This is a genomic window from Leifsonia sp. 466MF, assembly GCF_900100265.1.
GTDB lineage: Bacteria > Actinomycetota > Actinomycetes > Actinomycetales > Microbacteriaceae > Leifsonia.
In genome coordinates this window covers 1,369,096-1,395,894 of sequence record NZ_LT629696.1, presented here as the reverse complement: position 1 = coordinate 1,395,894, position 26,799 = coordinate 1,369,096, and the positions used below count along the sequence as shown (strand labels likewise).

The following is a 26,799-nucleotide window of genomic DNA, read 5'->3' as shown; positions in this document are numbered from 1 at the left end:
CCGCATGAGTGAGCAGTCACCGGTGCCCTCCGTCCATCCCGCGACCTCGTCGATGCAGTCGCTGAAGCGGGTGCGCACCCGCCACTTCCAGGCGGCGAAGGAGGAGGGGGCGCCGTTCACCGGCTTGACGAGCTACGACATGCTCACCGCCCAGATCTTCGACGAGGCGGGCATCGACTTCCTCCTCGTCGGCGACTCCGCCGGCAACAACGTGCTCGGCTACGACACGACGCTCCCGGTGACGGTCGACGACCTCATCCCCCTGACGCGTGCGGTCGCCGGCGCGGTCAAGCGGGCGTTCGTCGTCGCGGACATGCCGTTCGGCTCGTACGAGACCGGCCCGCTGGAGGCGCTGCACACCGCGGTCCGCTTCATGAAGGAGACCGGCGCGCACGCGGTGAAGCTCGAGGGCGGCCGGCGCAGCGCGGAGCAGATCCGCCGGATCGTCGACGCGGGCATCCCCGTCATGGCGCACATCGGCTTCACCCCGCAGAGCGAGCACGGCCTCGGGGGTCATCTCGTGCAGGGACGCGGCCAGGCGGCGGACGACGTGCTCGCCGACGCGCACGCGGTCGAGGAGGCGGGCGCGTTCGCGGTCGTCCTCGAGATGGTGCCGGCCGAAGTGGCCAAGCGCGTGACGGCCGAGCTGCGCATCCCGACGATCGGTGTCGGTGCGGGGCCGCACGTCGACGGCCAGCTGCTCGTGTGGACCGACTGGGCCGGCTTCACCACGGGCCGGGTGCCGCGCTTCGTCAAGCAGTACGCCGACATCAAGACCGTGCTGTCGGATGCGGCGCGCGCGTACAAGGCGGATGTGCAGGAGCGGACGTTCCCGACCGACGAGCACAGCTTCTAGCGGTCACCAACTCCCGCGAAGGGCGCCGCAGCGCGGCCGGCCGCGGCAGAGCGGCCGACCGTCGCGGGGCTAGCGACCGTCCTCGGCGTCCTCCTCGGCCCACTTCGCGGAGTTCTCGCGCAGCTTCTCGAGGGCGTGCTCGGCCTCGTCGCGGGTGTCGAACGGGCCGACGCGGTTCGGCGCGGGCGACAGGAAGCCCTGCTCCACCTCGCCGGTCTTCATGTTGTACCAGTACTTGTGCTCGGCGTCCTGCTTGATGCCGTACTCGTCGCTCGTCATAAGGTTGATCGTATGCCCAAGGATTCCGCCGGTCACCTGATCCCCGGTCGCGTCACACCGATGCGGCCCGTGCCGAGCCGGATCGCGCGCCCCGAGTACGTCGGTCGCCCCGGGCCCGCTCCGTACACCCGCGGCGACGTCTACACGCCCGACGAGGTGGAGCTCATCCGCGAGTCGGGGCGCATCGCCGCGCAGGCGATCGAACGCGTCGGCGAGGCCGTCCGCCCCGGCGTGACGACGGAGGAGCTGGATGCGATCGGGCACGAGTTCTTGCTCGCCCACGACGCCTACCCGTCGACGCTCGGCTACCGCGGCTACCCGAAGTCGATCTGCAGCTCGGTCAACGAGGTCATCTGCCACGGCATCCCGGACGACACCGTGATCGAGGACGGCGACATCGTCAACATCGACATCACCGCCTACAAGAACGGCTTCCACGGCGACAGCAACCAGACCTTCGTCGCCGGCACCGCCTCCGACGAGGTCGTCGGACTCGTCGAGCGCACCCGCGAAGCCTTGAACCGTGGCATCAAGGCCGTCGCCCCGGGGCGGCAGGTCAACGTCATCGGCCGGGCCATCGAGTCGTACGCCAAGCGCTTCGGCTACGGAGTGGTCCGCGACTTCACCGGTCACGGCGTCGGCGCGGCCTTCCATTCCGGCCTGATCATCCCGCACTACGACTCGGCGCCCGCGCACGACGACGTGATGGAGCCGGGGATGGTGTTCACCATCGAGCCGATGCTCACCCTCGGCACGCACGAGTGGGAGATGTGGGCCGACGACTGGGCGGTGGTGACCCGTGACCGGAGCATCACCGCCCAATTCGAGCACACCCTGGTCGTGACCGAGCGCGGCGCCGAGGTGCTCACGCTCCCCTGACGTCCACAGGAGCCGGCGCGACCGGGGCCGGGACCGCGTCGTCGGCCGTCGCGCGCGCGGGCCGCGGCAGCACGAACGCGATCCCCACGCCGAGCACTGTCGCCGCCGTCGCCACCCAGAAGGCGGTGTCGAAGGCCGAGGACACCGACGCCCCGCCCTGCACCGCCGCTTGCAGCAGCACCGCGAACAGCGCCGTACCGAACGACCCTCCTAGCTGCTGCGCCGTCCGGGTCAGGATGCTGGAGTGCGCGATCTGCTCCCCCGCGAGCCCCTGGTACGACGCCACCATGAGCGGCATCGTGATCGCGCCGAGCCCGAACCCGCGCACGAACAGGGCGACAAGCAGCAGCGGATCGGCCGCCGACGTCGGACCGAGCGCGAACGGGATGGTCGCCACCGCGACCACCGCGAATCCGGCCACCGCGATCCACCGCGCACCGATGCGGTCGATGAGACGACCGGCGATCGGACGGCACGCCAGCGTCCCGAGCCCCTGCGGCACGAGGAGCAGTCCGGCGCCGAGCGCATCCGTCCCCCGTGCCTGCTGCCAGAACAGCGGCAGCAGCAGCATCGCGCCATACAGGGCGACGCTGGAGAGGAACAGCAGAGTGGATGCCGACCAGACCGAGCGGACGCGCAGCAGCCGCACATCCACCAGCGCAGCGCCCTTCCGCCGCAGGGCCCAGAACGCGAAGGCGGCGACGAGGACGGCGCCCGCCACCAGGGGCAGCCACGCGTCGAGCCGCGCGAACCCGCCGTCGAGCACCGAGTCGGACAGGCCCAGCAGCAGTCCGGCGAGCCCAGGCACCAGGAGCAGCACGCCGATCAGGTCGAGGCGGCGCTTCGGGTCGCGGCCGCGGTCCGATGGCAGCATCCGCCAGGCCAGCAGGAGACCGGCGACCGAGAACGGGATGTTGACCCAGAACACCCAGCGCCAGTCGCCGAGTGCGAGGATGAGGCCGCCGATAACCGGTCCGAGGATCGGGCCGGCCATCGCCGGGAGCCCGATCACCGCCGAGACGCGGCCGAGCTGTCGGCCGCCGGCCACCTCCATCACCATGGTTGTCATGACGGGCAGCATGAGACCGCCGCCGACGCCCTGGAGCACGCGGAAGGCGATGAGGGAGTCCGCGTTCCAGGCCAGGCCCGAGAGCACCGAGCCGGCGAGGAAGATCGCCAGCGCCACCATCCATACGCGCTTGCCGCCCCACCGCGCCAGGCACCACGCCGACAGCGGCACGGTCGCGGCGAGCGCGAGCAGGTACCCGGTGGTCACCCACTGGATCTGCGCGACCGTCGTGTGCAGGTCGCTCGCCAGGGTGTGCAGGGCGACGCTGAGGATGGTCGTGTCGAAGACCACCGCCAGCGCGCCGATGACGAGTGCGGTCGCCGTCCGCACGACCGTCCGATCCAGTTTCTCCGCCATGTCCGCTCCTTAAGATGCGCGTCTGTATCTTAACGAGATCGTATGACGCTCGGATAAGATGCGCAAATGGACTCTAAAGAGACCGCTAGTCGTCGACGCCGCGGCGCGGCCCTCGAGAGCGCGCTGCTCGACGCCGCCTGGGACGAGCTCGACGAACACGGCTTCGCCGCCCTCACCATGGAGGCCGTCGCCGCCCGCGCCGGCACCAGCCGCCCCGTCCTCGCCCGCCGCTGGGCGACCCGCAGCGATCTGGCGCTCGCGGCCATCCGCCACCACTTCGCGGCCGAGCCGATCCAGGTGCCCGACCACGGCAGCCTGCGGGAGGACACGCTCGACCTGCTGCGCCAGATGAACACCCGGCGGCGCGGACTGGTGACGGAGGTGCTGCTCCGGTTCTCCGGCGTCGTCACCGAAGCCGACGGCGGAATCGCCGGCCTCCGCGAACGTCTGATCGGCGACCAGCCGACACAGCTCGGCGCCATCCTCGAGCGCGCGGACGCCCGGGGCGAGATCGACCTCGCCCGGCTCTCCCCCGTCGTCGCCGACCTCCCGCTCACCCTCGTCCGCCACGAGATGCTGATGCGGCTCACGCCGGCCGACGACGCGACGCTCCAGTCGTTCGTCGACGATGCGTTCCTCCCTCTCGCGCTGGCGACCCGTCGGCCGGGTGGCGGCACGCAGTGAGGTTCGCGGCGCGGTAGATTCGAGGCATGACTTCGCAGAAGCACGCGATCGGCATCGACATCGGCGGAACCGGCATCAAGGGAGGCCTGGTCGACCTGTCGACCGGCGAGCTCGTGAGCGACCGAGTCAAGCTGCCCACTCCGGAGGGCGGCAAGCCGGACGACATCGTCGAGACCACGAAGGAGATCGTCGACCGCCTGGCCCAGGAAGAGCCGGATGCGCCGGTCGGCGTCTGCTTCCCCGCGATCGTCAGCCACGGGGTCACCCTGTCGGCGGCCAACGTCGCGAAGGACTGGATCGGTCTACACGCCGAGGACCTGTTCGAGAAGGCGCTCGGTCGCGACATCCACTTCGTCAACGACGCAGACGCCGCCGGATACGCCGAGACCCGCTTCGGCGCGGCGAAGGGCAAGGACGGCCTGGTCATCATGACCACGCTGGGCACGGGCATCGGCTCCGCGCTGATCTACGACGGCATCCTCATCCCGAACGCCGAGCTCGGCCACCTGGAGATCGACGGCCACGACGCCGAGTCGCGCGCCGCGTACTCCGCCAAGGAGCGCGAAGACCTCAGCTGGGAGAAGTGGGCGAAGCGCCTGCAGAAGTACTACTCCACCGTCGAGTTCCTGTTCACGCCCGACCTCTTCATCGTGGGCGGCGGTGTCTCGAAGCACTACGAGGAGTTCCTCCCTCTGCTGAAGCTGAAGACCCCGATCGTCCCCGCCGTGCACCGCAACAACGCGGGCATCCTCGGCGCCGCGGCCCTGACCGTCCGCAACGAGCGCCGCGACGCCGGCGAGCGCGGCCGCAGCGCGGAGGCCGGGACGCCCCAGGACGCTCCTGCGCCGACCCCGGCGTAACATCCCATGCCGCGGGGTCGCCTCCGGGTGATGCTGGGTGCCGCCCCGGGCGTGGGCAAGACGTTCGCGATGCTGGAAGAGGGCGAACGGCTCCGCGCGCTCGGGAAGGACGTCGTCGTCGCCATCGTCGAGACGCACGACCGCGCGGCCACCGCCGCTCTCGTCGATACGCTCGAGGTCGTGCCCCGGCGCACCATCGAGCACCGCGGGGTGACGCTCACCGAACTGGACCTGGATGCGGTCCTGCGCCGCAATCCTCGCGTCGCGCTGGTCGACGAGCTCGCGCACACGAACGCTCCGGGCTCGGAGCACGAGAAGCGCTGGCAGGACGTCGAGACCCTGCTGGAGGCCGGGATCGACGTGATCTCGACCGTCAACATCCAGCACATCGAGTCGCTGAACGACGTGGTCGAGCAGATCACCGGCGTTCCGCAGCGGGAGACCATCCCGGATGCCGTGCTCCGGCGGGCGGACCGCATCGAGCTGGTCGACCTGGCGCCGCAGGCGCTGCGCGATCGGCTGGCCGACGGCCTCGTGTACCCGGCGGCGCGGGTGGATGCGGCTCTGTCGAACTACTTCCGCCTCGGCAACCTGACCGCCCTGCGCGAGCTGGCGCTCCTGTGGCTCGCCGACGAGGTCGACAACGCGCTGCTGGCGTACCGCGCCGAGCACGGGATCGCCGGCACGTGGGAGGCGCGCGAGCGCGTCGTCGTCGCGCTCACCGGCGGCCCGGAAGGGGAGACACTGCTCCGCCGCGGGGCGCGCATCGCCGCACGGAGCGCCGGCGGCGAACTGCTCGCCGTGCACGTCACCAGCCAGGACGGCCTCCGTGAGGCGCAGCCCGGCGTCCTCGCGGCACAGCGCGCGCTGGTGGAGCAGCTCGGTGGCAGCTACCACCAGGTGGTCGGCGACGACATCCCACGCGCCCTGGTCGAGTTCGCCCGCGGCGAGAGCGCGACCCAGCTCGTGATCGGCGTCTCCCGACGCAGCCGGCTCGCCGCGCTGCTGACCGGTCCGGGCATCGGCGCGACCGTCATCCGCGAGTCCGGTGACATCGACGTGCACATCGTGTCGCACGCGCGCGCCGGCGGGCGGTTCTCGCTGCCGCGTCCGCGCGGCGGGCTAACCGTGCGACGCCGGGTGTACGGGTTCGCCCTCGCCCTGATCGGCGGCCCTCTGCTGACCCTGCTGCTCACCAGTGTGCGGTCGGGCGAGTCGATGACGGCGGATGTCCTCAGCTACCAGCTCCTCGTCGTGCTGGTCGCCCTCGTCGGCGGCATCTGGCCGGCGCTCTTCGCGGCGCTGCTCTCGGGGCTGACGCTCGACTTCTTCTTCGTGGATCCGCTCTACACGATCACCGTCGGCGAGCCCCTGCACCTGCTCGCGCTCATCCTCTTCGTCGTCATCGCAGCGCTCGTCAGCCTGGTGGTCGACCAGGCGGCGCGCCGCAGCCGTGCGGCGATCCGGGCAGCAGCGGAGGCGGAACTGCTGGCCACCGTCGCCGGCGGGGTGATCCGCGGCGAAGACGCGCTGCAGGCACTCGTCGCCCGCACCCGGGAGGCGTTCGGACTGAGTGCGGTCCGCCTCGTGGTCGCCGCGCAGGACGGCGGACAGACCATCGTGGCCGAGGACGGCGAGGCCGGGGTGTCGGAACCGGTGCAGCGCGTCCCGGTCGGGCCGGGGGCGGGGGACGACCGAGGCGCGACGAGCGGTCGCGCGTCCACCTCGTCCGCGCAGCGCGAGATCGCGACGCTGGAGCTGTACGGACGCGACCTGGAGGCGAGCGATCGGCGGCTGCTGTCGGCCATCGTCGCGCAACTGGAGGCCGCACTCGAACACCGCCGCCTCACCGCCACGGCCGCGGAGCTCGCGCCCCTCGCCGAAGCCGACCGCGTGCGCAGCGCTCTGCTCGCCGCGGTCGGGCACGACCTCCGCCGTCCGCTCGCGGCCGCGACCGCCGCGGTGACCACCCTCCGCCAGTCGGACCTCGCGCTCGGCGACGACGACCGGGAGGCGCTGCTGGAGACCGCGGAGGACAGCCTCCACGGCCTCGCATCCCTCGTCACCGACCTGCTCGACGCCAGCCGGGTGCAGGCCGGCGCGCTAGCAGTGTCGCTGGCTCCGACCGAGGTGGATGACGTGGTGCTTCCCGCGCTCGACGAACTGGGGGCCGGCCCCGGCGACGTCGAGCTGGACCTCGGCGCCCACGTGCCGCCGATGCTGGCCGACGGCGTTCTGCTCCAACGTGTCATCGTGAATCTGCTCGGCAACGCCCTCCGCTACAGCCCGCCGGACGCGCGGCCGGTACTCGCCGCCAGCGAGTTCGCCGGGACGGTCGAGCTGCGCGTCATCGACCGCGGGCCGGGCATCCCCGCCGAGCGCCGCGAGGCAGTCTTCGCGCCGTTCCAGCGGCTGTCGGACACCGACAACGATGCCGGCATCGGTCTCGGGCTCGCCCTGTCGAAGGGTTTCGTCGAAGGGATGGGCGGCACACTCGAAGCGGAGGACACGCCCGGCGGCGGACTCACCATGGTCGTCTCCCTGCCCGCGGCACGGGAGGCGGACGCGTGAAGATCCTCATCGCCGACGACGACCCGCAGATCCTGCGCGCGCTGCGCATCCTGCTCACCGCCCGCGGCTACCAGGTGCTCACCGCGCGGAGCGGGGCCGAGGCGCTCAGTGTCGCCGTCGACCAGCATCCGGAGCTGGTGATGCTCGACCTGGGGATGCCGGAACTCAACGGCATCGAGGTCATCGAAGGGCTCCGCGGCTGGTCGAGCGTGCCCATCCTGGTGGTCTCCGGCCGCACGGGCTCTGCCGACAAGGTCGACGCCCTCGACGCCGGCGCCGACGACTACGTCACGAAGCCGTTCGCGGCGGACGAGCTGCTCGCGCGCATCCGCGCCCTCACCCGGCGGCAGAGCACGACGGCGGACGAACCGGTCATCACGTTCGGCGACGTGACGGTGGACCTCGCGGCGCGCCAGGTGACCCGGCGGGACGGAGACGGCGGCGGGGCCCGTGCGGTGCGGCTCACGCCGACGGAGTGGCAGATCCTGGAGGTGCTGCTGCGGAACCCGCGGCGCCTGGTGACGCGCCAATCCCTGCTGACCCAGGTGTGGGGACCGCAGTACACGACGGACACCGGGTACCTGCGGCTCTACCTGTCGCAGCTGCGCAAGAAGCTGGAGCCGGAGCCGTCGCGGCCGCGCTACCTGCTCACGGAGCCCGGGATGGGCTACCGCTTCACGCCCGACGACGCCTGACGCCGCACATTCGGCACGAATGTGCGCTTTGAGCGCCCGAAAACGCACATTCGGCACGAATGTCGCGAGGGAATGGGCCGGCTGATACGCCGGGTTCTGTCACGGTGCGAGCACCGCGGACGGCCATCTATCTCGGGACGACGTTGCCGCCGCCCTCCAGCGGTCTACCCGGGGACGAGACGAGCAGCCTCATGGTCCCCTGTCCGACCTTGCTCCGGGCGAGGTTTACCCAGCCGGCCGGGTCACCCCGGCCGCTGGTGGTCTCTTACACCACCGTTTCACCCTTACCGCGGGCCGAAGCCTGCGGCGGTCTGCTTTCTGTTGCACTTTCTCGCGGGTTGCCCCGGGTGGGTGTTACCCACCGCCCTGCTCTGCGGAGCCCGGACGTTCCTCGGCGGTCCGCTCTCGCGGACCGACGCGACCGTCTTGCCGACCCATTCCGCGCTCAACGATAGCGCAGGCGCCTGAGGGCGGACCGCCGCCCGAGGTCGGGGTCGGGAGTCAGGGCCGCACGTCAGTACCCCGCGTCAGAGCCCGGAGTCCTCCCCGCGCACCAGGATGGCGCCGCTGTCGGGGCAGAGCACGACGTCGTCGGCCGCAGCGCGGCGGATGTCGGAGAGGTCGGACTCGGTCAGCTTCACGTTGGAGCCCATGGAGACGCCACGGATCAGCGCCGCCGCGCCGATGCCGTAGCGGGTGCGCTGGCGCTCGTACAGTTCGATCAGGTCGGCCGGGAGCGTCTCCGCGATGGCGGCCCGGTCTTTCGCGAGCGCCGTGCGCTGCGCGTCCAGCTTGCCTGCCTCCTCCCCGCGCTCGCCTTCGAGCGCGGCGACGCGGCCGTTCAGTTCGGCGCGCTCCGCCTCGACTGCGGCGAGCGCCTGCTCGAGGTCTTCGACGCGCTGCATGACGGTCAGCTCGATCTCTTCGAGGTCGTTCTTGCGCTTGGCGAGCGAGGCGAGCTCCGCCTCGAGTGCCTGGACGTCCTTCATCGAGGCGGACTGCTGCACACGGTCGGAGTCGCGCTTCGATCGCGCATCGACGACCTGGACGTCGGACTCGATGCGCTTGAGCTCGGCCCGGGCATCCTCGAGCTCTCCGGTGGCGGCGATCCACCGCGCTCGGAGCGCCTCCACCTCCGGCTGCAGCTTCAGGAGCTCGGCCGCCTGCGGCAGGTTCTTGGTGGCATGGGCGAGCTGCGCCAAGCGGGTGTCGGCCGCCTGGAGGCGCAGCAGCTCGTTCTGGTCGGCAGGGCTGGCTTTCACGGTGTGGTGCTTCCTTCGTGCGAGGTGGTCATTGCAGGATGACGAAATCCCAGGGGTCGGTGCGGAGTTCGCTGACGACGACCTCCACCCCGGGCAGCGCGGCGCGCAGCTGATCGGCGGCGGTGTCGAGCCAGAGCCACTCGCTCGCCCAGTGGGAGACGTCGAGAAGGGCGGGGCCGCCGCCGAGCACCGCTTGCTCGCGTGCTTCGGAGGCGGGATGGTGCCGCAGGTCGGCGGTGATGTAGACGTCCGCACCGCGCACGGCGTCGCTGCCGAGCAGGGAGTCGCCCGCTCCGCCGCAGACGGCGACGCGCGTGACCGGCTGGTGGTAGTCGCCGGCGGCCCGGACTCCCCCGGCCGTCGGCGGGAGGATGTCGGCGAGCGCGCGAGCGAGCTGCCCGAGCGTCGTCGGCTGCGCGAGGTCGCCGACGCGCCCGATGCCCGTCGTGCCGTCGGCCGCCGGTGAGATCGGGCGGGTGTCGCGGAGCCCCAGCCGCGCGGCCAGGACGTCGCTGGTGCCGTCGGCGACCACATCGGCGGTGGTGTGCGCCGCGTACAGGGCGACGTCGCCGCGGATCAGCCGGGCGAGCAGCGCGCCCTTGTAGCGGTCCTCCGCGATGCTGGTGACGCCGCGGAGCAGAAGCGGATGGTGGGCGATCAGCAGGTCGGCTTCGAGTTCGACCGCCTCGTCCACGGTCGCCGCGACCGCATCCACAGACAGCAGGATGCGCTCGATCGCGGCAGCCGGATCGCCCGCCACGAGCCCGGGCGCATCCCAGCTCTCGGCACCGGCGAGCGGCCAGAGCTGCTCGATGGTGTCACGGACGGAGGCGAGGGTGTGGGGCACGCCGTTCAGCCTACGGGATGCGGTCCGAACGGCACCGGACGGGGTCGGGGATGTGGACAACGCGCCGGCGCCGAACCCTGTGGACGGAATCCCCTTCGCGTCACGCGGCGGCCAACTCCTGCCGCCGGACGGCGGGGACCGCGCTCACGAGCACTCCGAACATCCCGATGACGAGGGCGATGACCACCCCGATATTGCTCGCACCGATGCCCGCGTTGGGGTCGATGCCGACGAGCCGGAAGAGGTACCCCTCCCACGCCAGCCAGGGCAACGGCGAGCTGATCGTGCCCCACCCGACCGCCGTTCCGGCCACCAACAGGCCCACGTTGATCCACCGCCAATCCGGGTAGACGCCGCCACGGGCGAGCAGCGACGCCTGGTGGAACCGCCGCGTGCGCAGCATCATCTCGCCCGAGAACACGCCGACCCACGCGGCGACTGGCACGGAGAGGGCGGTCGGGACGCCGCGGATGACGGAGGAGAGGTCGGTCACCGTCGCGGCCAGCACGACACCCACCGCCGCGATCGCCGCACCGGCGATCAGCGTGCTCCATCGCCGCCCCAGCCGGACGCCCAGCGCGTCGAGCGTGAAACCGGCCGAATACACGGTCAGCACGAGCGCCGAGACGAGCGACAGCCCCACCGCGAGCAGCAGCGGCACGGGGTACCAGGCGGGCAGCCCGAGCTGCACCAGACCCGCCACCGGGTCGCGCGCGAGCTCCCCCGCGAGCCCCGGATTGGATGCAGCCAGCAGTCCCCCGTACGACACCAGCAGAAGCGGAGGGACGCCCGCGCCGAACGTCGCCCACAGCATCGCCGCACCGCCCGACGACAGCGGCCGCTGGTAGCGCGCGACCTCGGCGCTGCTCATCGCCCACGCCAGTCCGACGTAGCTGAACACGATGACGGCGCCGGTGACGACGTGCGTCCACAGCGCGTCGGGCACCGCGAGCGCTCGCGACACATCCACGTGCCGCCAGGTCGCCGCCACCATCAGCGCGATGAGTACGGCGGAGGCGATCGTCAGCACCAGCTGCACCCGCGCGACGAGGGCGTACCCGAAGTAGGCCACGGCGACGGCGGCCAGGATGGTGACAGCCAGGCCAGCGGACGTCGCGAGCACAGCATCCCCCGGCCACTGCTCTGCGACCGTGAGCGACCCGGCCGCCGACCCCGCCAGCCAGAGCAGGACCGACCCCCAGAACAGCTTCACGACCAGGGCGAGCACCGTCGGGATGATATTCCCGCGGAGCCCGAACGACGCGCGCGACACGACGAGCGTCGGCTGGCCGCTCCACTTGCCGGCGAGCGTGCCGAGGCCGAGCGGCAGGAACGACAGTGCGACGCCGACGAGGGTCGCCACGAGCAGCTGGCGCAGGCTCAGCCCGAGAGCGAACAGCGTCGCGCCGACTCCCACGCTGATGAGGGAGGAGGTGCCGGCGAACCAGAGCCAGAACATCCGGGAGGCGCGTCCGACGCGGCGCTCGACGGCCGTCGGTTCGAGGTCGGCGGCCTCGGGGATGAAGACCGCTGGACGGCGTTTCGCGGAGGGCTCGGGTGCCGGCGCTTCTCCGATCGTCGGCGGAGTGGCGGTCGTGGCCGCCGAGGCGGCTACGGGAGCGGGGATGTCGGTACCGGTCGAGTCGTCGGTGTCGGTCTCCAACGCGGCCCGCTCGGGCTCGACCAGAGGGGCCGCGGGAGCGACCGCCGTCACCACCGGGACGAGGGGAACCGGTTCCGAATCCCGCGGCGCCAGCTCTTCCGGCACCAGCCCGAGCGGCTCCGCCCGCGCGAGCGGCGGGTACGCGGGAGGGGCGACGGCTGCGGCGGGTTCCGGCTCCGGCTCCGGCTCGGCTTCGTTGGGCGCCGACGCGTGCCGCCCCGGCCGGTGCTCCTCGTCCTCGTCCTCCGGCTCGCGCTCGCTGATCGGCAGGGCGTGCGCGCCGGTGGGATGCGCCTCCCGCGTCACGGGCACCGCCTCGGGCACCGCCTCTGGCACCGGCTCACTGCGCTGGATGGGGATGGCCGCCGTCGCCACCCACGGGCTGAACGTCGGCTCGGGCCCGGTCGGCTCCCGGCGAACAGGGAGGTCGTCGAAGCTGATCGCCTGCGTGGGCGGCCCGGTCCACTCCCCTTCGTCATCTCCGACGTCGGCATCTGGCTCGTCCGCATCCACAACGTCGGGCTCGGTCTCGCCTGGCGCGCCGCCCTCGGACGCCTCCTCCGCACCCCCGCGGAGCGCCTCGGGAAGGATGATCGGGATGGCGGACGTGATGCGCGCGACCTCTTCCTCGAGCACGCTCGCCAGCTCGTCGTCGCTGTGCCGATCGGCCGCTCCCCGGTCCATGGCCCCCAGACTACGACGCGCCGCCTCCCAGCAGCAGAGCCTCCCTCCCGCCGCCGCCTCACCCACCGACCCCACCCACCGACCCCACCCACCGTCGAGTCCGCACATTTTGCACGTTTCGCGCCGAGAAACGGTAAGTCTCTGCGGACTCGGCGGTGGCGGGCCGGGATGCGCGGGCGGGGGAAGTAGCATCGGGGGTGTGAGCGAGATTGCGACCCCGTACGAGGACCTCCTGCGCGACGTGCTGACGAACGGCGCCCACAAATCCGACCGCACGGGCACGGGGACGCGCAGCGTCTTCGGCCGGCAGCTGCGGTTCGACCTCGCCGACGGCTTCCCGCTGATCACCACCAAGCGCGTCCACTTCAAGTCCATCGCGTACGAGCTGCTGTGGTTCCTGCGCGGCGAGAGCAACGTGGGCTGGCTGCGCGATAACGGCGTCACGATCTGGGATGAGTGGGCCGACGCCGACGGCGAGCTCGGCCCGGTGTACGGGGTGCAGTGGCGCTCCTGGCCGGCCCCGGACGGCCGGCACATCGACCAGATCCAGCAGGTCATCGACACGCTGCGCAGCGACCCCGACTCCCGCCGCATCATCGTCTCGGCGTGGAACGTGGCCGACATCCCGAACATGGCGCTTGCCCCGTGCCACGCCTTCTTCCAGTTCTACGTCGCCGACGGCAAGCTCTCCTGCCAGCTGTACCAGCGCAGCGCGGACATGTTCCTCGGCGTCCCGTTCAACATCGCCAGCTACGCGCTCCTCACCCTCATGGTCGCCCAGCAGGTCGGCCTCGAGCCCGGTGAGTTCGTCTGGACCGGTGGAGACGTCCACATCTACGACAACCACGTCGAGCAGGTCACCGAGCAGCTCACGCGCGATCCCTATCCCGCGCCAACCCTGCGCTTCGCCCGCAAGCCCGACAGCATGTTCGACTACCGGTTCGAGGACTTCGTCGTCGAGGACTACCAGCACCACCCGGCGATCCGCGCGGCCGTCGCCGTATGACGATCGCACTGATCTGGGCGCAGGCCCACGACGGGGTGATCGGCGCGGACGGCGTCATGCCCTGGCACCTCACCGAGGACTTGCGGCACTTCCGCGCGCTCACCGGCGACGATCCGGTGGTGATGGGCCGCCGCACCTGGCAGTCGCTGCCCGAGCGCTACCGGCCCCTCCCTGGGCGCGACAACATCGTGGTCACCCGGCAGGCCGACTGGACCGCCCCCGGCGCGATCGTGGCGCATTCTGTGGATGAGGCGCTCGCCTCCGCGGGAGACGCCCCCACCGTCTGGGTGATGGGCGGCGCCGAGCTGTACCGCCAGACGCTTCCGACGGCAGACCGGCTGGAGGTCACCGAGATCGACCTCGACGTCGCGGGAGACACGTACGCCCCCGAGCCCGGCGACGGCTGGACGGTCGACGCGGGCGAGTGGCTCACCGGCTCCAACGGGATGCGGTACCGCTTCGTCACCTACACGCGCTGAAGCACGTCAGGTCAGCCCGGCGACCAGGTTCACCGTCGCCGCGACGATGACCGTCCCGAACAGGTATGACAGCAGGGTGTGCCGCAGCACCGTCGCCCGGATGTACGCGTTCTGGATGTTCGTGTCGGAGACCTGGAACGTCATCCCGAGCGTGAAGGCCAGGTAGGCGAAGTCGCTGTAGCGCGGCGGCTCCTCCTGGTTGAAGTCGATGCCGCCGCCGGTGCGGTAGAAGATGCGGGCGTACCGGAGGGCGTAGACGGTGTGCACCAGCGTCCACGAGAGCGCGACGCTGACGACGGCCAGCAGCGCGACGCCGAGCTGAGCTCCGCCCTTGAGAGTTTTCGCATCGACCAGGATGTATACGACGGCGACGACGCTCGCCAGCGACGCGAGGAGCAGCACCAGATCGGTGGTCCGCCTGCCCGGATCCTCGAGGGTGGCGTGGTCTTTCGTGGAGGTGCCGTCGAGCCTCCAGACCGACAGCCACACCCAGGCGATGTAGACGATGCAGGCGGCCGCCCAGCCCGCGATGATCGCGTAATGCCAGGCGTTCAGCAGCCCGACGGCCACGGCGACCACGATGCCGGCGGCGACGGCGGTCGTCATCTTCGCGCGGGTCCGGCCGCGGCCCTTGTGCAGATCGTCGGTCACACTCCGGATGTTCGCACACGCCGCCTGAGCGCGCCGTGAAGCAGCGCCGGTACGATCGATGTCGTGACGTCAGCAGCCCACTCCGCCTCCGCTCTCCGGCCCTCCCCCCTGGCCGACCTCGACACCGCCGCGCTCCGCGAGGCGCACTCCGCATTCGCCCGCGCGTACGACGACCTGAAGGCCGCCGGCCTGAAGCTCGACCTCACGCGCGGCAAGCCGTCGGCCGAGCAGCTGGACCTCTCGAACGACCTGTTGCACCTCCCCGATGGCCGCTATCGGGATGCTGCGGGCACCGACCTGCGCAACTACGGCGGCGCGACGGGGCTGCCCGAGCTCCGTGCGATCTTCGCGGACGCGCTCCGCGTGCCGGTCGAGCAGCTGCTCGCGCTCGGCAACTCCAGCCTGACCCTCATGCACGACACCGTCATGTTCGCCCTGCTGCACGGCGTTCCGGGCGGCGAGCTGCCGTGGGCCGGCCGCCCGATCAGCTTCCTGGCACCCGTCCCCGGCTACGACCGGCACTTCACCATCGCCGAGCGTCTCGGCATCCGGCTCATCCCGGTGCCGTCCGACGACAACGGCCCCGACATCGAGGCGGTCGCGTCGCTGCTGGAGACGGATGACAGCATCCGCGGCATGTTCTGCGTCCCGGTGTACTCGAACCCGACCGGCGCCGTGTACTCGGAGGAGGTCGTGCGGGCGCTCGTGTCGCTGCCCGCCGCCGACGACTTCCGGCTGATCTGGGACAACGCGTACGCGGTCCACCACCTCACCGACGAGCGCCCCGAGCCGATCGACGTGCTCGCCCTCGCCGCGGAGGCCGGCAACCCGGACCGCCCGCTCGTGTTCGCCTCCACCTCCAAGGTCACCTACCCGGGCGCGGGCGTCTCGTTCTTCGGCGCCTCCCCCGCGAACGTCGAGTGGATGCTGCACAACCTGTCGGCCCAGAGCATCGGCCCCGACAAGCTCAACCAGCTGCGGCATGCCGAGCTGTTGCGCGACGCCGACGGCCTCGCCGCGCACATGGAGAAGCACCGCGCCATCCTGGAGCCGAAGTTCGCCGCCGTCGACGCGGCCTTCCGCGAGCGGCTCGCGCCGTGGGGCGGCGGCACCTGGACGGCACCGCGCGGTGGGTACTTCGTGAGCCTCGACGTGATCGACGGCGCCGCCAAGCGCGCCGTGCAGCTCGCCAAGGAGGCCGGGATCGCGGTCACGCCGGCCGGGGCGACGTTCCCGTACGGCGACGACCCGCGCGACGCGAACATCCGCATCGCCCCGACGTTCCCGCCGCTCGACGAGCTGACGACCGCGCTCGACGGGCTCTGCACGGCGATCCTCCTCGCCGAGGCGGAGACCCTGCTGTCCGCGCGGGACTGACCCGCATGACCGGCTGGACGGTCCGCGCCAGCACGGAGGACGACTGGCAGGCGTACCGCATGCTGCGGTTCGAGATGCTCGAGGATGCGCCGATCGCCTTCCTGGAGACTCTCGAGCAGGCGCGCGCGCATCCTGACGAGCATTGGCGCAGGCGCGCGGCGAACACGTCGTCGACGAGCCGGCTGTTCGCCGCGGTCGCGGACGACGGCCGGTGGCTCGGCAGCATGGGCGGGTTCCAGTCCGCGCCGTCGCGGGAGCCGTACCTGGTCGGCGTGTACGTGTCGCCGGAGTGGCGGGGCCGGGAGCACGGCATGACGGACGCCCTGCTGGATGCGGTGATCGACTGGGCGCGCGGGCGCGGCAGCCGCCTGCTGCTGGAGGTGCACGAGGACAACGAACCGGCCATCCGCTCGTACCTCCGCCGCGGCTTCACGTTCACCGGCCGCACGCAGCCCTATCCGCTCGACCGCACCGCCGACGAGCGCGAGATGCAGCTTCCCCTCACCGACCGCTCCCCCACGTCCCCCACCGCCGGCTCCTGAGTTTTTCGCGTTCCCGACGGCGTGTCGGGCGAAAAACTCAGGAGCTGATGGCGTGGATGCGGTCAGACCTCGCCGAAGCCGGTGTCGACGAGGTCGGCGAGAGCGTCCACCGCGGTGCGACCGTCAGGGTCGTCGGACGAGATGCGCGCGGTGGAGCCCGCGGTGAGCCCGAGCGACATGATGCCGAGGAGACTCTTCGCGTCCTTGCCGTTGACGGTCACCTTCACCGGGAAGGTGTTGGCGAGCTTGACGAACTCCGCCGCAGGGCGCGCGTGAAGCCCCTCCGGGTTGCGCACGAGCACCTCGCGCTCGTACGGACCGGCGGTCTCGGTTACCACTGGCTCGGCCGCTTCGGCCGGAGTGGATGCGGCCGCCGGCTCGCCGCCGGACCTCCCGGCCCACGCATCCACCGCACCCTCCGCTGCGGCGACGACCTCGTCAAGACTTCCGCCGGACTCGGCGGCGACAGCCGCAGCGACGCCGCCCTCGACGAACGGCACGTCCACGACCCGCACGCGGGACCGCTGCGCCTCGTCGAGCATGTCCAGCACCGTCTCCGCGGTGAGCAGAGCAGAGCCGAGGTCGCTGATCACCACGACACCATCGCCGCCGTCGGCCTCCGACACGGCGGACATCACCTTCGTGAAGCTGGTGCCGATCCCGTCGTCGTCGGTCCCGCCCGCCGCGACCAGGCGCACCGAGCCCGCCATCTGACCGGCGAGCTGCACCATCCCCGCGGCGATCTGGGAGCTGTGCGAGACGAAGACGACACCGACCTTCCCGGTCATCCGGCCGCCTCGGCGGTCTGGGCCGCTGCGCGCAGCAGCAGCGCCGTCGACTGGGCGCCCGGGTCACGGTGTCCGGCCGACCGCTCGCCGAGGTAGCTCGCGCGGCCCTTCCGGGCGACGAGCGGCTCGGTCGCCTCCGCGCCCTTCTCGGCGGCCTCCGCGGCGGCCGCCAGGATGCCCGCGGCCGAAGCCCCGGACTCCTGGGCGGCCGCAGCGGCGTCCACCGCGGGCGTCCATGCGTCGATCATGGTCTTGTCGCCGGGTTCGGCCTTTCCGCGGGACACGATGCCGTCGCGCGCGGCCGCCAGGGCCGCGACGAGCGCCTTCTCATCGATGGCGGCGGCGTCGCCCACGGGGTCGGCCGCCTTCAGGAACGCCGTGCCGTAGAGGGGACCGGACGCACCCCCCACCGTCGAGATCAGGGTCATGGCGACCGACCGCAGCGCCGCGTTCGGCGTGGTGTCGTCCGGCAGCTTCTCCAGGGCGATGACCGATGCGTGCAGCCCGCGGTCCATGTTCTCGCCATGGTCGCCGTCGCCGATCTCCCGGTCGAGCGTGTTCAGCTCCTGCTTGTGCTCGCCGATGGATGCCGCCGCGGCGGAGATCCACTGCCTCACCCAGTTCGTGTCCAGCGTCATCGACGCCTCCTCCTCGTTGTCGTTCCGGCTTCCTACAGACCCCAGCGCAGAGCCGCGGTGTGGACGGGGGCGTCCCACAGCTGCGTCAGCTCATCGTCCAGCTTGAGGAGCGAGATGGATGCGCCCTGCATCTCGAGCGACGTGACGTAGTTGCCGACGAGGGAGCGGCTGAGGGTGATGCCGCGCTCGTCGAGCACCTCGGCCGCCCGCCGGAACAGGATGTACAGCTCCGACAGCGGCGTGCCGCCCATGCCGTTGACGAACAGCAGCACCTGCGAGCCGTCGAACGAGAGGTCGGTGAGCACCGCATCCATCATCCGGTCGACCAGGCGGTCCGCCGGCTCCAGCTTGATGCGCTCGCGACCTGGCTCGCCGTGGATGCCCACCCCGAACTCGATCTCGTCCTCCGGGAGCACGAAACCGGGCTCTCCGGCGTGCGGCACCGTGCCGTCGGTCAGCGCGAGGCCGATCGAGCGCACATTCGCGTTGACGCGCTCCGCGATGGCCGTGACCGCGTCGAGGTCGTCACCGCGGTCCGCGGCTGCTCCGGCGATCTTCTCGACCAGGACGGTGCCCGCGACGCCGCGCCGGCCGGCCGTGTACAGGGAGTCCTGCACGGCGACGTCGTCGTTGGTGACCACGGAGCGGACCGTGATGCCCTCCGCCGCCACCAGGTCGGCCGCCGTCTCGAAGTTGAGCACGTCGCCCGTGTAGTTCTTGACGATGTGGAGCACGCCGGCGCCGCCGTCGGCGGCCTTGGTGGCCTCCACGATCGGCATGGGCGTCGGCGAGGTGAACACCTCGCCCGGCACCGCGGCATCCAGCATCCCCTTGCCGACGAAGCCGGCGTGGAGGGGCTCGTGACCACTGCCACCGCCGCTGACCAGGCCGACCTTGCCCTGCACCGGGCCATCGGCCCGGGAGACGAAGCGCGGATCCTGGGACACCGTGACGATGTCCGCGTGTGCCCGGCCGAAGCCCGCGAGGGATTCGGCCACGACGTCGGGTACGTCGTTGATGAGCTTCTTCATCGAAACCCTTCCTTCCATTCCAGTGGAATGCTCCACTTTGTCAGTGCGTCGCCGCCACCCACTCGTCGAGCTTCGCGGCCGCAGCCCCGGAGTCGATCGCTCGAGCAGCGACCGCCATTTGCGAACGGAACCGATCCAGGATGGATTCCTGAACCCTCGACGGGTCGGACGCGAGCTCGAAGGAAACGAGCCCGGCCGCCGCGTTGAGCAGGACGATGTCGCGCACGGGGCCTTCTTCACCCGCGAGCACGGCACGCACGACCGCCGCGTTGTACGCGGCGTCCTTCCCGAGCAGGTCGTCGATCCGCGCGCGGGGGATGCCCAGATCGCGCGGGTCGATGTCGTGCTCGGTGACGAGGCCCCTCGAGACCTCCCAGACGTGGCTGTGACCGGTGGTCGACAGCTCGTCGAGCCCGTCGTCGCCGCGGAAGACCAGCGCGGTCGCGCCGCGGGTCTGGAACACGCCGACGATGAGCGGGATGCGGTCGAGCGTCGCGACGCCGACCGCGGACGCCTCGGGGCGCGCCGGGTTGCACAGCGGTCCGAGGTAGTTGAAGACGGTGGGGACGCCCAGCTGGGCGCGGACGGGACCGGCGTGGCCGAACCCGGGGTGGAACGCGCTGGCGAAGGCGAACGTGATGCCGACCTTCTTCAGCACCTCGGCGACGCGGTCGGCGGGGAGCGTGAGGTCGATGCCGAGGGCGGCCAGCACATCCGAGGAGCCGGACGACGAGCTCGCGGCGCGGTTCCCGTGCTTGATGACGGGGACACCGGCGGCCGCCGCGACGATCGATGCGGTCGTCGACACGTTCACGGTGCCGAAGCGGTCGCCGCCCGTGCCGACGATGTCGAGCGCCATCGGATCCACCACCAGCGGCACGGCGTGGTCCAGGATCGCGTCGCGGAACCCGACGATCTCATCCACCGTCTCGCCCTTGGCGCGCAATGCGATGAGGAATGCCGCCAGCTGGGCGTCGGTCGCCTCGCCGGTCATCACCTGGTCCATGGCCCAGGCCGCGTCCGCCACGCTCATGTGCTCCCCCGCCAGGAGAGACGCCAGCACGGACGACCAGGACTGCGTGTGGACCATGAAGCGATCCTATCGGCGGGCGACACGCCACGGCGATAGCGGCCGCTGGACGCCTGGTAAGGCTGTCCTAACCGGAAATCCGCTCGATTCACGCCCCTCAGGTGGGAAAACCAAGGGTTCTTTTCAGCCATAATGGGTTACGTGACGAGCACCTCCATTTCTCCCTCAGCGAGTGCGCCGGCGATCAACCGGCCCAATGTCGTGGCCGTCGGCACGATCGTCTGGCTCGGCTCGGAGGTGATGTTCTTCGCGGGGCTCTTCGCGATCTACTTCACCCTCAAGTCGACGTCGCCCGATCTGTGGGCCGCCGAGACGCAGCACCTCAACATCCCGTACGCGGCGACCAACACGCTGATCCTGGTGCTCAGCTCGGTCACCTGCCAGTTCGGCGTCTTCGCCGCTGAGCGCATGCAGCCGCGCCGCACGGGCGGTCTGCTGCAGTTCTGGCGCTGGGGCATGGTCGAGTGGTTCACGCTGACCTACCTCATGGGCGCGGTCTTCGTCTCCGGCCAGGTGCTCGAGTACGCGACCCTCGTCTCGGAGGGCATCTCCCTCAGCTCCAACGCCTACGGATCGGCGTTCTACCTGACGACGGGCTTCCACGCCCTCCACGTCACGGGCGGCCTCATCGCCTTCCTCCTCGTGATCGGCCGTGCGTTCGCGGTCAAGATCTTCGGCCACAAGGAGGCGACGAGCGCCATCGTCGTCTCGTACTACTGGCACTTCGTCGACGTCGTGTGGATCGGACTGTTCGCGGTCATCTACATCATCCGATAGGAAACAGGAGCGTTCTTCACCCCATGCGTCCGAAAAACCCCCGCCCGGCCACCCAGCCTCGCACGGGCAAGCCCGCCCGCAAGGCCGGCCGTCGACACCCTCTGGCCACCGTCGCGCTGCTCGCGATCGGCCTCGGGCTGACCGGCGGCGCGTACGCCGCGTTCACGACGACCACCGCGTCCGCCGACGAGCCGCAGGTGGCCGCCGCCAGCCAGAACTCGGTCGACGAGGGCAAGAAGCTCTTTCAGGCCAACTGCGCCACCTGCCATGGGCTCGACGCCCAGGGCAGCTCGGTGGCCCCGAGCCTGATCGGCGTCGGCGCCGCCGCCGTCGACTTCCAGGTCGGCACCGGCCGCATGCCCATGCAGATGCAGGGCCCGCAGGCGCAGGAGAAGCCGGTCCAGTTCACCGACGACCAGGTCAAGGCACTCGCCGACTACGTCGCGTCCCTCGCCCCCGGGCCGTCCATCCCCGAGCAGAAGTACCTCGACGGGAAGGGCGACGCCGCCCACGGCGCCGAGCTGTTCCGCATCAACTGCGCCATGTGCCACAACGTGGCCGGCGCGGGTGGAGCGCTCACCGAGGGCAAGTACGCCCCGCCGCTCACCGGCGTCAGCGCCGAGCACATCTACGAGGCCATGGTCACCGGCCCGCAGAACATGCCGGTCTTCAACGACCTGAACATCACGCCGCAGGGCAAGGCCGACATCATCACGTACCTGAAGTACATTCAGAACAACCCGTCCCCGGGCGGCTTCGAGCTGGGCAACCTCGGCCCGGTCGCCGAGGGCCTGTTCCTCTGGATCTTCGGTCTGGGCGCCATCGTCGCCCTCACCGTGTGGATCACGGCCAAGTCCAACTAGTCGGCCCGCACAGGCACGAACCACAGCGTAAGAAGGAGAGCAATGGCACAGGACGAGAACGGCGGTCGCGAGCTGACGCCCGCCAGTTCGTCTGAGGCGCACCGCACCGGCGACCCCGGGACGGCGGTGATCATCCGCGACGCCGTCGAGAACCCCGGCTTCCCGCCTCACCGCCCGCGCGTCACCGACCTCGACCCGCGGAAGGAACGGCGCGCCGAGCGCACCGTCTACACGCTGTTCTACCTGTCGATCGCGGGCTCGGTCTGGGCGGTCGCCGCCTACCTCGCCTTCCCGATCGTCGACGGCGACCCTGGCTCGGTCCGCCTGAACAACCTGTTCATCGGCATCGGCGGAGCGCTCGCGCTCCTCGCGATCGGCATCGGCGCCGTCCACTGGGGCAAGGCGCTCATGCACGAGAAGGAGGGCGTCGACCTCCGCCACCCGGTGCGCGGCAGCGAGGCGACCACCGAGCGCGCGGCCGAGATCTTCCGTCAGGCCGACGAGGAGTCCGGCTTCAGCCGGCGCACGCTCGTGCGCAACAGCCTCATCGGCGCGCTGATCGCGTTCCCGCTGCCCGCCGTCGTCCTCTTCCGCGGCCTCGCGCCCGAGAACGAGGACCCGGTCGAGCTGCTCTCGAACACGATGTGGGCGAAGGGGGTCCGGCTCACCCGCGACCCAACCGGAACCCCGATCAAGGCCTCGGATGTGACCCTCGGGAGCGCGTTCCACGTGATCCCCGAAGGCCTCAACGAGTCGGAGAACATGCTGGAGGAGAAGGCCAAGGCCGCCGTGCTCCTCATGCGCCTCAAGCCCGAGGACCTGCACGTGTCCAAGGGCCGTGAGAACTGGAACTACGACGGCATCGTCGCCTACTCCAAGATCTGCACGCACGTCGGGTGCCCGGTGGCGCTCTACGAGCAGCAGACCCACCACCTGCTCTGCCCGTGCCACCAGTCGCAGTTCGACATCACGCACGAGGCGCAGGTCATCTTCGGACCGGCGAAGCGGCCGCTGCCGCAGCTGCCGATCACCGTCGACGCCGATGGCTATCTGGTCGCCCGCAGCGACTTCACCGAGCCCGTCGGCCCAAGCTTCTGGGAGCGCCATTGAGCACCACGACCGCCGCACCCGCGGCAACGACGACGGCCAAGAAGGGTGGCTTCACGGCGGCAGCCGCGAACTACCTCGAAGACCGCACCAGCATCTCAGGGGCCGTCAAGGAGTTCGGTCGCAAGATCTTCCCCGACCACTGGTCGTTCCTTCTCGGTGAGGTCGCGCTCTACAGCTTCATCGTCATCCTGCTGTCCGGCACGTTTCTGACGTTCTTCTTCCAGGCGTCGATGGCCGAGGTCACCTACAACGGCTCGTACGTGCCGCTGAAGGGCATCGAGATGTCCTCGGCGATGCAGAGCACGCTGAACATCTCCTTCGAGGTGCGCGGCGGCCTGCTGGTCCGTCAGATCCACCACTGGGCGGCTCTGCTGTTCGTGGCGTCCATCGGCCTGCACATGCTCCGCATCTTCTTCACGGGCGCGTTCCGCAAGCCGCGTGAGCTGAACTGGGTGATCGGCTTCGTGCTGTTCATCCTCGCGATGGCCGAGGGCTTCACCGGCTACTCGCTCCCGGACGACCTGCTCTCGGGCAACGGCCTCCGCATCATCGACGGCCTCATCAAGGGCCTTCCGGTGGTCGGAACGTGGATCTCGTTCCTGCTCTTCGGCGGCGAGTTCCCGGGCACGGCGATCGTCGGGCGCCTCTATACGCTGCACATCCTGCTTCTGCCCGCGTTCGTCGTGGCGTTCATCGCGCTGCACCTGATGTTCGTGGTCATCCACAAGCACACGCAGTACGCGGCTCCCGGTCGCACCCAGGGCAACGTCGTCGGCTACCCGGTTCTCCCGGTGTACGCCGCGAAGGCCGGTGGATTCTTCTTCATCGTCTTCGGTGTCCTGGTGCTGATGGCCTCGCTGTTCACGATCAACCCGATCTGGAACTACGGCCCGTACGACCCCTCCCCGGTGTCGGCCGGTACCCAGCCGGACTGGTACATCGGCTTCGCGGACGGCGCCCTGCGTCTGGTCCCGCCGGGCTGGGAGTTCGTGTGGCTCGACCGCACCTGGTCGTTCAACATCATCATCCCGGTGGCGATCCTCGGTCTGTTCATCGTGACCGTCATGATCTACCCGTTCCTCGAGTCGTGGATCACCGGCGACAAGCGTGAGCACCACATCCTGGACCGTCCGCGCAACGCTGCAACCCGCACCGCCATCGGCGCTGCCGGTGTCACGTTCTACGCGGTCTTCTGGGCGGCGGCGAGCTCGGACATCATCGCGACGCACTTCAAGCTGACGATGGAGGGTGTCATCCACACCCTGCAGGCGCTGCTGTTCGTCGGACCTGTCGTCGCGTACGTCGTGACGAAGCGCGTCTGCCTGGCGTTGCAGAAGAAGGACCGCTCGATCGCGCTCCACGGCTACGAGAGCGGCCGCATCGTGAAGCTGCCCGGTGGCGAGTTCATCGAGGTGCACGAGCAGCTGAGCGACTACGAGCGCTGGCGTCTGGTGTCGTTCGAGTCCTACGAGCCGCTGATGCTGCGTCCGAACCGTCGGGGCAAGATCACGGCGGCGAACCGCATGCGCGCTGGCCTGTCCCGCTGGTTCTTCGAGGACCGCATCGTTCCGCCGACCCGGAACGAGCTCGAGTCGGGTCACGACCACCACTGAGGCCCGCCTCCGTCGGAAGCGCCGGTGCGTTCATTCGCGCCGGCGCTTTCGTGTTCCCGCCCGTTGTTCCCGTTGCTTGACCGAGGGGCTGCCGATGTCCGCTGATCCGTCCCGCCTCTCCACCTGGCTGCGCTGCCCCGTCTGCGCGGCCGATCTGAAACCGGTCGACCGCCTCACCCTCGGTTGTGTCAACGGCCACCGCCACGACGTGAACAAGCGCGGGTACGTCTCTCTTCTGGGCGGAGGCACCAAACACCTGGGCGACACCGCCGAGATGCTGGATGCGCGCGACCTGGTGCTCGAAGGCGGCGCCTACTCCCCCATCGCCGACGCCGTGGCGGCGTCCACCGTCGGGACGCGAGTGCTGGATGCGGGCGCCGGGACCGGCCACTACCTCCGAGCAGCCTTGTATGCCCTGCCGGACGCCCTGGGGCTCGCCCTGGACCTGTCCCCTCAAGCGGTCGCTCGCGCCGTGCGCTCCTCGGACCGGATGGACGGCCTCGTCGCCGACACCTGGCGTCCGCTGCCCGTGCGCTCGGACACGGCCGACACCGTGCTCGACGTGTTCGCCCCGCGCAACCTCCCGGAGTTCCACCGCGTCCTGCGTTCCGGCGGAACCCTCGTGGTGGTGGTCCCCCGCGCCGACCACCTCGGTTCGCTGCGCGCCGCCGGGACCATGCTCGACATCCCCGCCGACAAGGCGGACGACGTGATCATGGCCGCAGAGCCCCTGTACGCCCTCCTGGCGCGCGAACCGGTCGCATACGACCTGGCACTCACGCCCCCCTTGCGCGAGGCTCTGGCGGGCATGGGGCCTTCCGCGCGTCATGCTGCCGCAGGCGCTGCCGTCCCGTCAGACGTCGACGCGACGCGCGTCTCCGTCGACGTCGTCCGCTTCACCCGCCGCTGACGCCGCCTGTCTCGCCTTCACCCTGTAGGCCCCATCCTCTGCGCCTGGTGGACGCAACACGCCGCCCATGGCGTCGCAGCCACGGCGTGTTGCGTCCACTGGACGGAGCAGGCCGGGCCCGGCGGCCGCCTCGGCGCGAGCCGGAGCACGAGACCAACTCGCGCGGGACACCTCCGAGGGTCGCAACACGCCGTTACGACGGCAGGATAACGGCGTGTTGCGTCCCACAGAACGAAACGTGGGACGACGACGCGTTGCATTACACGGGCCGGACGGGCCGGACGGTGCGACGGCTCACTCGTACGCAGCGCCAGTTGGAGACGCAGCCCTCGTTGCCCACGACCGTGCCATCCCTGGGTCGCAACACGCCGTTATGCCAGCGGGATAACGGCGTGTTGCGTCCCACACGCGAGGAGTGTGCCACACACGCTGAGTGCCCACGTCCGTGTCATCCGTGGGTCGCAACACGCCGTTCTGGCGGCGGGATAACGGCGTGTTGCGTCTCACACGCGAGGAGTGCGCGTCACGCACGCTGAGTGCCCACGTCCGTGCCATCCGTGGGTCGCAACACGCCGTTTGGGCGGCGGGATAACGGCGTGTTGCGTCTCACACGCGAGGAGTGCGCGCCACGCACGCTGAGTGCCCACGTCCGTGCCATCCGTGGGTCGCAACACGCCGTTTGGGCGGCGGGATAACGGCGTGTCGCGACCCACAGGCGACGCGTGAGTGCCCGGACACGCAGCGAGGGCCGCCTCCCGTGGGAGGCGGCCCCCAGCAGGCGCGGACGGCGCGCTCAGCGCGCGAAGTAGCCGCGGTAGTACTCGTAGACCCAGCCGACGATGCAGACCAGGGCGAAGGCGACGCCGATGTAGCAGATCCAGAAACCGACGGCGAGGCCCAGGACGACCAGGCCCGCGCCGAACGCGAGGGCGACCGGCCACCAGCTCCACGGGCTGAAGTGACCCAGCTCGGGGTCACCGTCGTCGATGTTCGCGTCGAGACGGTCCTCCGGCAGCTCCCCGCCCTGCGAGGCGTGGGAGCGACCGACATAGAACGCGATGAAGGCGGCGAGGATCGCACCGAGCAGCATGCCGATGGTGCCGACCCACTCGACGTTGCGGTGGGACTGGTCGAGCAGGTTCCACAGCGTGTAGACGACCGCCGAGAGCAGGAAGAAGATCGACAGGATCCAGAACAGGATGGCATTGGCGCGCATGG

Annotated in this window: 26 protein-coding genes and 1 other RNA gene; 15 read left to right on the top strand and 12 right to left on the bottom strand. The window is 70.6% G+C overall.

Features of this window, described 5'->3' with window-relative positions:
- The first annotated feature begins 4 nt into the window (after window positions 1–4).
- Entirely contained in the window at window positions 5–856 is an 852-nt protein-coding gene (panB, locus tag BLR91_RS06640) for a 3-methyl-2-oxobutanoate hydroxymethyltransferase (protein ID WP_018191319.1), read from the top strand.
- A gap of 69 nt (window positions 857–925) precedes the next feature.
- On the opposite strand, the gene BLR91_RS06635 is transcribed toward panB, so the two are convergent.
- Complete coding sequence (locus BLR91_RS06635; protein ID WP_018191320.1) at window positions 926–1,135, bottom strand: SPOR domain-containing protein; 210 nt, start codon at window positions 1,133–1,135, stop codon at window positions 926–928.
- Window positions 1,136–1,147: 12 nt separating this feature from the next.
- Between BLR91_RS06635 and map the strand changes: the two genes are divergently transcribed.
- A complete protein-coding gene (gene map, locus BLR91_RS06630) occupies window positions 1,148–2,014 on the top strand; it encodes a type I methionyl aminopeptidase (protein ID WP_089876242.1) in 867 nt (288 codons plus the stop codon).
- Here map and BLR91_RS06625 read toward each other — a convergent pair.
- The gene (locus tag BLR91_RS06625; RefSeq protein WP_089876245.1) at window positions 2,001–3,440 is read right to left on the bottom strand and encodes an MDR family MFS transporter; all 1,440 of its coding nucleotides are present in this window, start codon (window positions 3,438–3,440) and stop codon (window positions 2,001–2,003) included. The two genes, map and BLR91_RS06625, sit on opposite strands and share 14 nt — an antisense overlap.
- A gap of 66 nt (window positions 3,441–3,506) precedes the next feature.
- Here BLR91_RS06625 and BLR91_RS06620 point away from each other — a divergent pair, with 66 nt between their 5' ends.
- Genes BLR91_RS06620 through BLR91_RS06605 form a run of 4 tightly spaced genes read left to right on the top strand, consistent with a single transcriptional unit; the run spans window position 3,507 to window position 8,250 of the window.
- Complete coding sequence (locus BLR91_RS06620) at window positions 3,507–4,124, top strand: TetR/AcrR family transcriptional regulator (RefSeq protein WP_018191323.1); 618 nt, start codon at window positions 3,507–3,509, stop codon at window positions 4,122–4,124.
- Between the two features lie 26 nt (window positions 4,125–4,150).
- Entirely contained in the window at window positions 4,151–4,984 is an 834-nt protein-coding gene (gene ppgK, locus BLR91_RS06615) for a polyphosphate--glucose phosphotransferase (protein ID WP_018191324.1), read from the top strand.
- Between the two features lie 6 nt (window positions 4,985–4,990).
- The gene (locus BLR91_RS06610; protein WP_089876247.1) at window positions 4,991–7,555 is read left to right on the top strand and encodes an ATP-binding protein; all 2,565 of its coding nucleotides are present in this window, start codon (window positions 4,991–4,993) and stop codon (window positions 7,553–7,555) included.
- A complete protein-coding gene (locus BLR91_RS06605; protein ID WP_089876249.1) occupies window positions 7,552–8,250 on the top strand; it encodes a response regulator in 699 nt (232 codons plus the stop codon). Before BLR91_RS06610 ends, BLR91_RS06605 begins: the two co-directional genes overlap by 4 nt.
- A 69-nt stretch (window positions 8,251–8,319) precedes the next feature.
- Here BLR91_RS06605 and rnpB read toward each other — a convergent pair.
- The 4 genes from rnpB to BLR91_RS06585 form a co-directional block, all read right to left on the bottom strand.
- Window positions 8,320–8,687, bottom strand: an RNA gene (gene rnpB, locus BLR91_RS06600) — RNase P RNA component class A.
- A gap of 90 nt (window positions 8,688–8,777) precedes the next feature.
- A complete protein-coding gene (locus tag BLR91_RS06595; RefSeq protein WP_089876251.1) occupies window positions 8,778–9,512 on the bottom strand; it encodes a zinc ribbon domain-containing protein in 735 nt (244 codons plus the stop codon).
- Between the two features lie 28 nt (window positions 9,513–9,540).
- Window positions 9,541–10,359 (bottom strand): Nif3-like dinuclear metal center hexameric protein, encoded by an 819-nt coding sequence (locus tag BLR91_RS06590; protein ID WP_089876253.1) that lies wholly within the window; start codon window positions 10,357–10,359, stop codon window positions 9,541–9,543.
- Between the two features lie 100 nt (window positions 10,360–10,459).
- A complete protein-coding gene (locus BLR91_RS06585) occupies window positions 10,460–12,706 on the bottom strand; it encodes a purine-cytosine permease family protein (protein WP_089876255.1) in 2,247 nt (748 codons plus the stop codon).
- Window positions 12,707–12,905: 199 nt separating this feature from the next.
- Between BLR91_RS06585 and BLR91_RS06580 the strand changes: the two genes are divergently transcribed.
- Window positions 12,906–13,712, top strand: coding sequence for a thymidylate synthase (locus BLR91_RS06580; protein ID WP_089876257.1), 807 nt, complete (start codon window positions 12,906–12,908; stop codon window positions 13,710–13,712).
- Window positions 13,709–14,191, top strand: coding sequence for a dihydrofolate reductase (locus BLR91_RS06575; RefSeq protein WP_089876259.1), 483 nt, complete (start codon window positions 13,709–13,711; stop codon window positions 14,189–14,191). The genes BLR91_RS06580 and BLR91_RS06575 overlap by 4 nt, the downstream gene beginning before the upstream one ends.
- Before the next feature lie 6 nt (window positions 14,192–14,197).
- Here the strand turns inward: BLR91_RS06575 and BLR91_RS06570 are convergent, their stop codons facing one another.
- Window positions 14,198–14,797, bottom strand: coding sequence for a DUF1345 domain-containing protein (locus BLR91_RS06570; RefSeq protein WP_089881512.1), 600 nt, complete (start codon window positions 14,795–14,797; stop codon window positions 14,198–14,200).
- Window positions 14,798–14,905: 108 nt separating this feature from the next.
- Here BLR91_RS06570 and BLR91_RS06565 point away from each other — a divergent pair, with 108 nt between their 5' ends.
- Together BLR91_RS06565 and BLR91_RS06560 are read left to right on the top strand one after the other, a co-directional pair.
- The gene (locus BLR91_RS06565) at window positions 14,906–16,219 is read left to right on the top strand and encodes an aminotransferase class I/II-fold pyridoxal phosphate-dependent enzyme (protein WP_089876261.1); all 1,314 of its coding nucleotides are present in this window, start codon (window positions 14,906–14,908) and stop codon (window positions 16,217–16,219) included.
- A gap of 5 nt (window positions 16,220–16,224) precedes the next feature.
- Window positions 16,225–16,761, top strand: coding sequence for a GNAT family N-acetyltransferase (locus BLR91_RS06560; RefSeq protein ID WP_089876263.1), 537 nt, complete (start codon window positions 16,225–16,227; stop codon window positions 16,759–16,761).
- A 62-nt stretch (window positions 16,762–16,823) separates the two neighbouring features.
- Here BLR91_RS06560 and dhaM read toward each other — a convergent pair whose 3' ends face one another.
- From dhaM to trpD, 4 genes are read right to left on the bottom strand one after another with little or no spacing between them, the layout of a single operon-like run.
- Window positions 16,824–17,549 (bottom strand): dihydroxyacetone kinase phosphoryl donor subunit DhaM, encoded by a 726-nt coding sequence (dhaM, locus tag BLR91_RS06555; RefSeq protein WP_018191335.1) that lies wholly within the window; start codon window positions 17,547–17,549, stop codon window positions 16,824–16,826.
- Window positions 17,546–18,187, bottom strand: a complete 642-nt coding sequence (gene dhaL, locus BLR91_RS06550) for a dihydroxyacetone kinase subunit DhaL (protein ID WP_089876265.1) — start codon at window positions 18,185–18,187, stop codon at window positions 17,546–17,548. Before dhaL ends, dhaM begins: the two co-directional genes overlap by 4 nt.
- Window positions 18,188–18,219: 32 nt before the next feature.
- On the bottom strand, window positions 18,220–19,218 hold the full coding sequence (dhaK, locus tag BLR91_RS06545; RefSeq protein WP_018191337.1) for a dihydroxyacetone kinase subunit DhaK: 999 nt from the start codon (window positions 19,216–19,218) through the stop codon (window positions 18,220–18,222).
- A 40-nt stretch (window positions 19,219–19,258) separates the two neighbouring features.
- Window positions 19,259–20,308, bottom strand: a complete 1,050-nt coding sequence (gene trpD, locus BLR91_RS06540; protein ID WP_089876267.1) for an anthranilate phosphoribosyltransferase — start codon at window positions 20,306–20,308, stop codon at window positions 19,259–19,261.
- 132 nt (window positions 20,309–20,440) lie between these two features.
- Here trpD and ctaE point away from each other — a divergent pair, with 132 nt between their 5' ends.
- From ctaE to BLR91_RS06515, 5 genes are all read left to right on the top strand, one after another.
- Window positions 20,441–21,085 carry an aa3-type cytochrome oxidase subunit III gene (gene ctaE / locus BLR91_RS06535; protein ID WP_026307206.1) on the top strand — a complete coding sequence of 215 codons (645 nt, stop codon included), beginning with the start codon at window positions 20,441–20,443 and terminating at the stop codon, window positions 21,083–21,085.
- 23 nt (window positions 21,086–21,108) lie between these two features.
- On the top strand, window positions 21,109–21,948 hold the full coding sequence (qcrC, locus tag BLR91_RS06530; protein WP_018191340.1) for a cytochrome bc1 complex diheme cytochrome c subunit: 840 nt from the start codon (window positions 21,109–21,111) through the stop codon (window positions 21,946–21,948).
- 42 nt (window positions 21,949–21,990) lie between these two features.
- Window positions 21,991–23,058, top strand: a complete 1,068-nt coding sequence (gene qcrA / locus BLR91_RS06525) for a cytochrome bc1 complex Rieske iron-sulfur subunit (protein ID WP_018191341.1) — start codon at window positions 21,991–21,993, stop codon at window positions 23,056–23,058.
- Window positions 23,055–24,671, top strand: a complete 1,617-nt coding sequence (qcrB, locus tag BLR91_RS06520; RefSeq protein WP_018191342.1) for a cytochrome bc1 complex cytochrome b subunit — start codon at window positions 23,055–23,057, stop codon at window positions 24,669–24,671. Before qcrA ends, qcrB begins: the two co-directional genes overlap by 4 nt.
- A gap of 94 nt (window positions 24,672–24,765) precedes the next feature.
- Window positions 24,766–25,581, top strand: a complete 816-nt coding sequence (locus BLR91_RS06515; protein ID WP_089876269.1) for a putative RNA methyltransferase — start codon at window positions 24,766–24,768, stop codon at window positions 25,579–25,581.
- Window positions 25,582–26,374: 793 nt separating this feature from the next.
- Here the strand turns inward: BLR91_RS06515 and BLR91_RS06510 are convergent.
- Window positions 26,375–26,797, bottom strand: a complete 423-nt coding sequence (locus BLR91_RS06510; protein WP_018191344.1) for a cytochrome c oxidase subunit 4 — start codon at window positions 26,795–26,797, stop codon at window positions 26,375–26,377.
- Between the last annotated feature and the right edge of the window lie 2 nt (window positions 26,798–26,799).

What these genes read in the sequence shown, in the direction of transcription:
- panB (WP_018191319.1), top strand. Translation starts at nt 5, where the DNA reads ATGAGTGAGCAGTCACCGGTGCCCTCCGTCCATCCCGCGACCTCGTCG.
- BLR91_RS06635 (WP_018191320.1), bottom strand. Translation starts at nt 1,135, where the DNA reads ATGACGAGCGACGAGTACGGCATCAAGCAGGACGCCGAGCACAAGTAC.
- map (WP_089876242.1), top strand. Translation starts at nt 1,148, where the DNA reads ATGCCCAAGGATTCCGCCGGTCACCTGATCCCCGGTCGCGTCACACCG.
- BLR91_RS06625 (WP_089876245.1), bottom strand. Translation starts at nt 3,440, where the DNA reads ATGGCGGAGAAACTGGATCGGACGGTCGTGCGGACGGCGACCGCACTC.
- BLR91_RS06620 (WP_018191323.1), top strand. Translation starts at nt 3,507, where the DNA reads ATGGACTCTAAAGAGACCGCTAGTCGTCGACGCCGCGGCGCGGCCCTC.
- ppgK (WP_018191324.1), top strand. Translation starts at nt 4,151, where the DNA reads ATGACTTCGCAGAAGCACGCGATCGGCATCGACATCGGCGGAACCGGC.
- BLR91_RS06610 (WP_089876247.1), top strand. Translation starts at nt 4,991, where the DNA reads ATGCCGCGGGGTCGCCTCCGGGTGATGCTGGGTGCCGCCCCGGGCGTG.
- BLR91_RS06585 (WP_089876255.1), bottom strand. Translation starts at nt 12,706, where the DNA reads ATGGACCGGGGAGCGGCCGATCGGCACAGCGACGACGAGCTGGCGAGC.
- BLR91_RS06575 (WP_089876259.1), top strand. Translation starts at nt 13,709, where the DNA reads ATGACGATCGCACTGATCTGGGCGCAGGCCCACGACGGGGTGATCGGC.
- BLR91_RS06570 (WP_089881512.1), bottom strand. Translation starts at nt 14,797, where the DNA reads ATGACGACCGCCGTCGCCGCCGGCATCGTGGTCGCCGTGGCCGTCGGG.
- BLR91_RS06560 (WP_089876263.1), top strand. Translation starts at nt 16,225, where the DNA reads ATGACCGGCTGGACGGTCCGCGCCAGCACGGAGGACGACTGGCAGGCG.
- dhaM (WP_018191335.1), bottom strand. Translation starts at nt 17,549, where the DNA reads ATGACCGGGAAGGTCGGTGTCGTCTTCGTCTCGCACAGCTCCCAGATC.
- dhaL (WP_089876265.1), bottom strand. Translation starts at nt 18,187, where the DNA reads ATGACGCTGGACACGAACTGGGTGAGGCAGTGGATCTCCGCCGCGGCG.
- dhaK (WP_018191337.1), bottom strand. Translation starts at nt 19,218, where the DNA reads ATGAAGAAGCTCATCAACGACGTACCCGACGTCGTGGCCGAATCCCTC.
- trpD (WP_089876267.1), bottom strand. Translation starts at nt 20,308, where the DNA reads ATGGTCCACACGCAGTCCTGGTCGTCCGTGCTGGCGTCTCTCCTGGCG.
- ctaE (WP_026307206.1), top strand. Translation starts at nt 20,441, where the DNA reads ATGGGTTACGTGACGAGCACCTCCATTTCTCCCTCAGCGAGTGCGCCG.
- qcrC (WP_018191340.1), top strand. Translation starts at nt 21,109, where the DNA reads ATGCGTCCGAAAAACCCCCGCCCGGCCACCCAGCCTCGCACGGGCAAG.
- qcrA (WP_018191341.1), top strand. Translation starts at nt 21,991, where the DNA reads ATGGCACAGGACGAGAACGGCGGTCGCGAGCTGACGCCCGCCAGTTCG.
- BLR91_RS06515 (WP_089876269.1), top strand. Translation starts at nt 24,766, where the DNA reads ATGTCCGCTGATCCGTCCCGCCTCTCCACCTGGCTGCGCTGCCCCGTC.
- BLR91_RS06510 (WP_018191344.1), bottom strand. Translation starts at nt 26,797, where the DNA reads ATGCGCGCCAATGCCATCCTGTTCTGGATCCTGTCGATCTTCTTCCTG.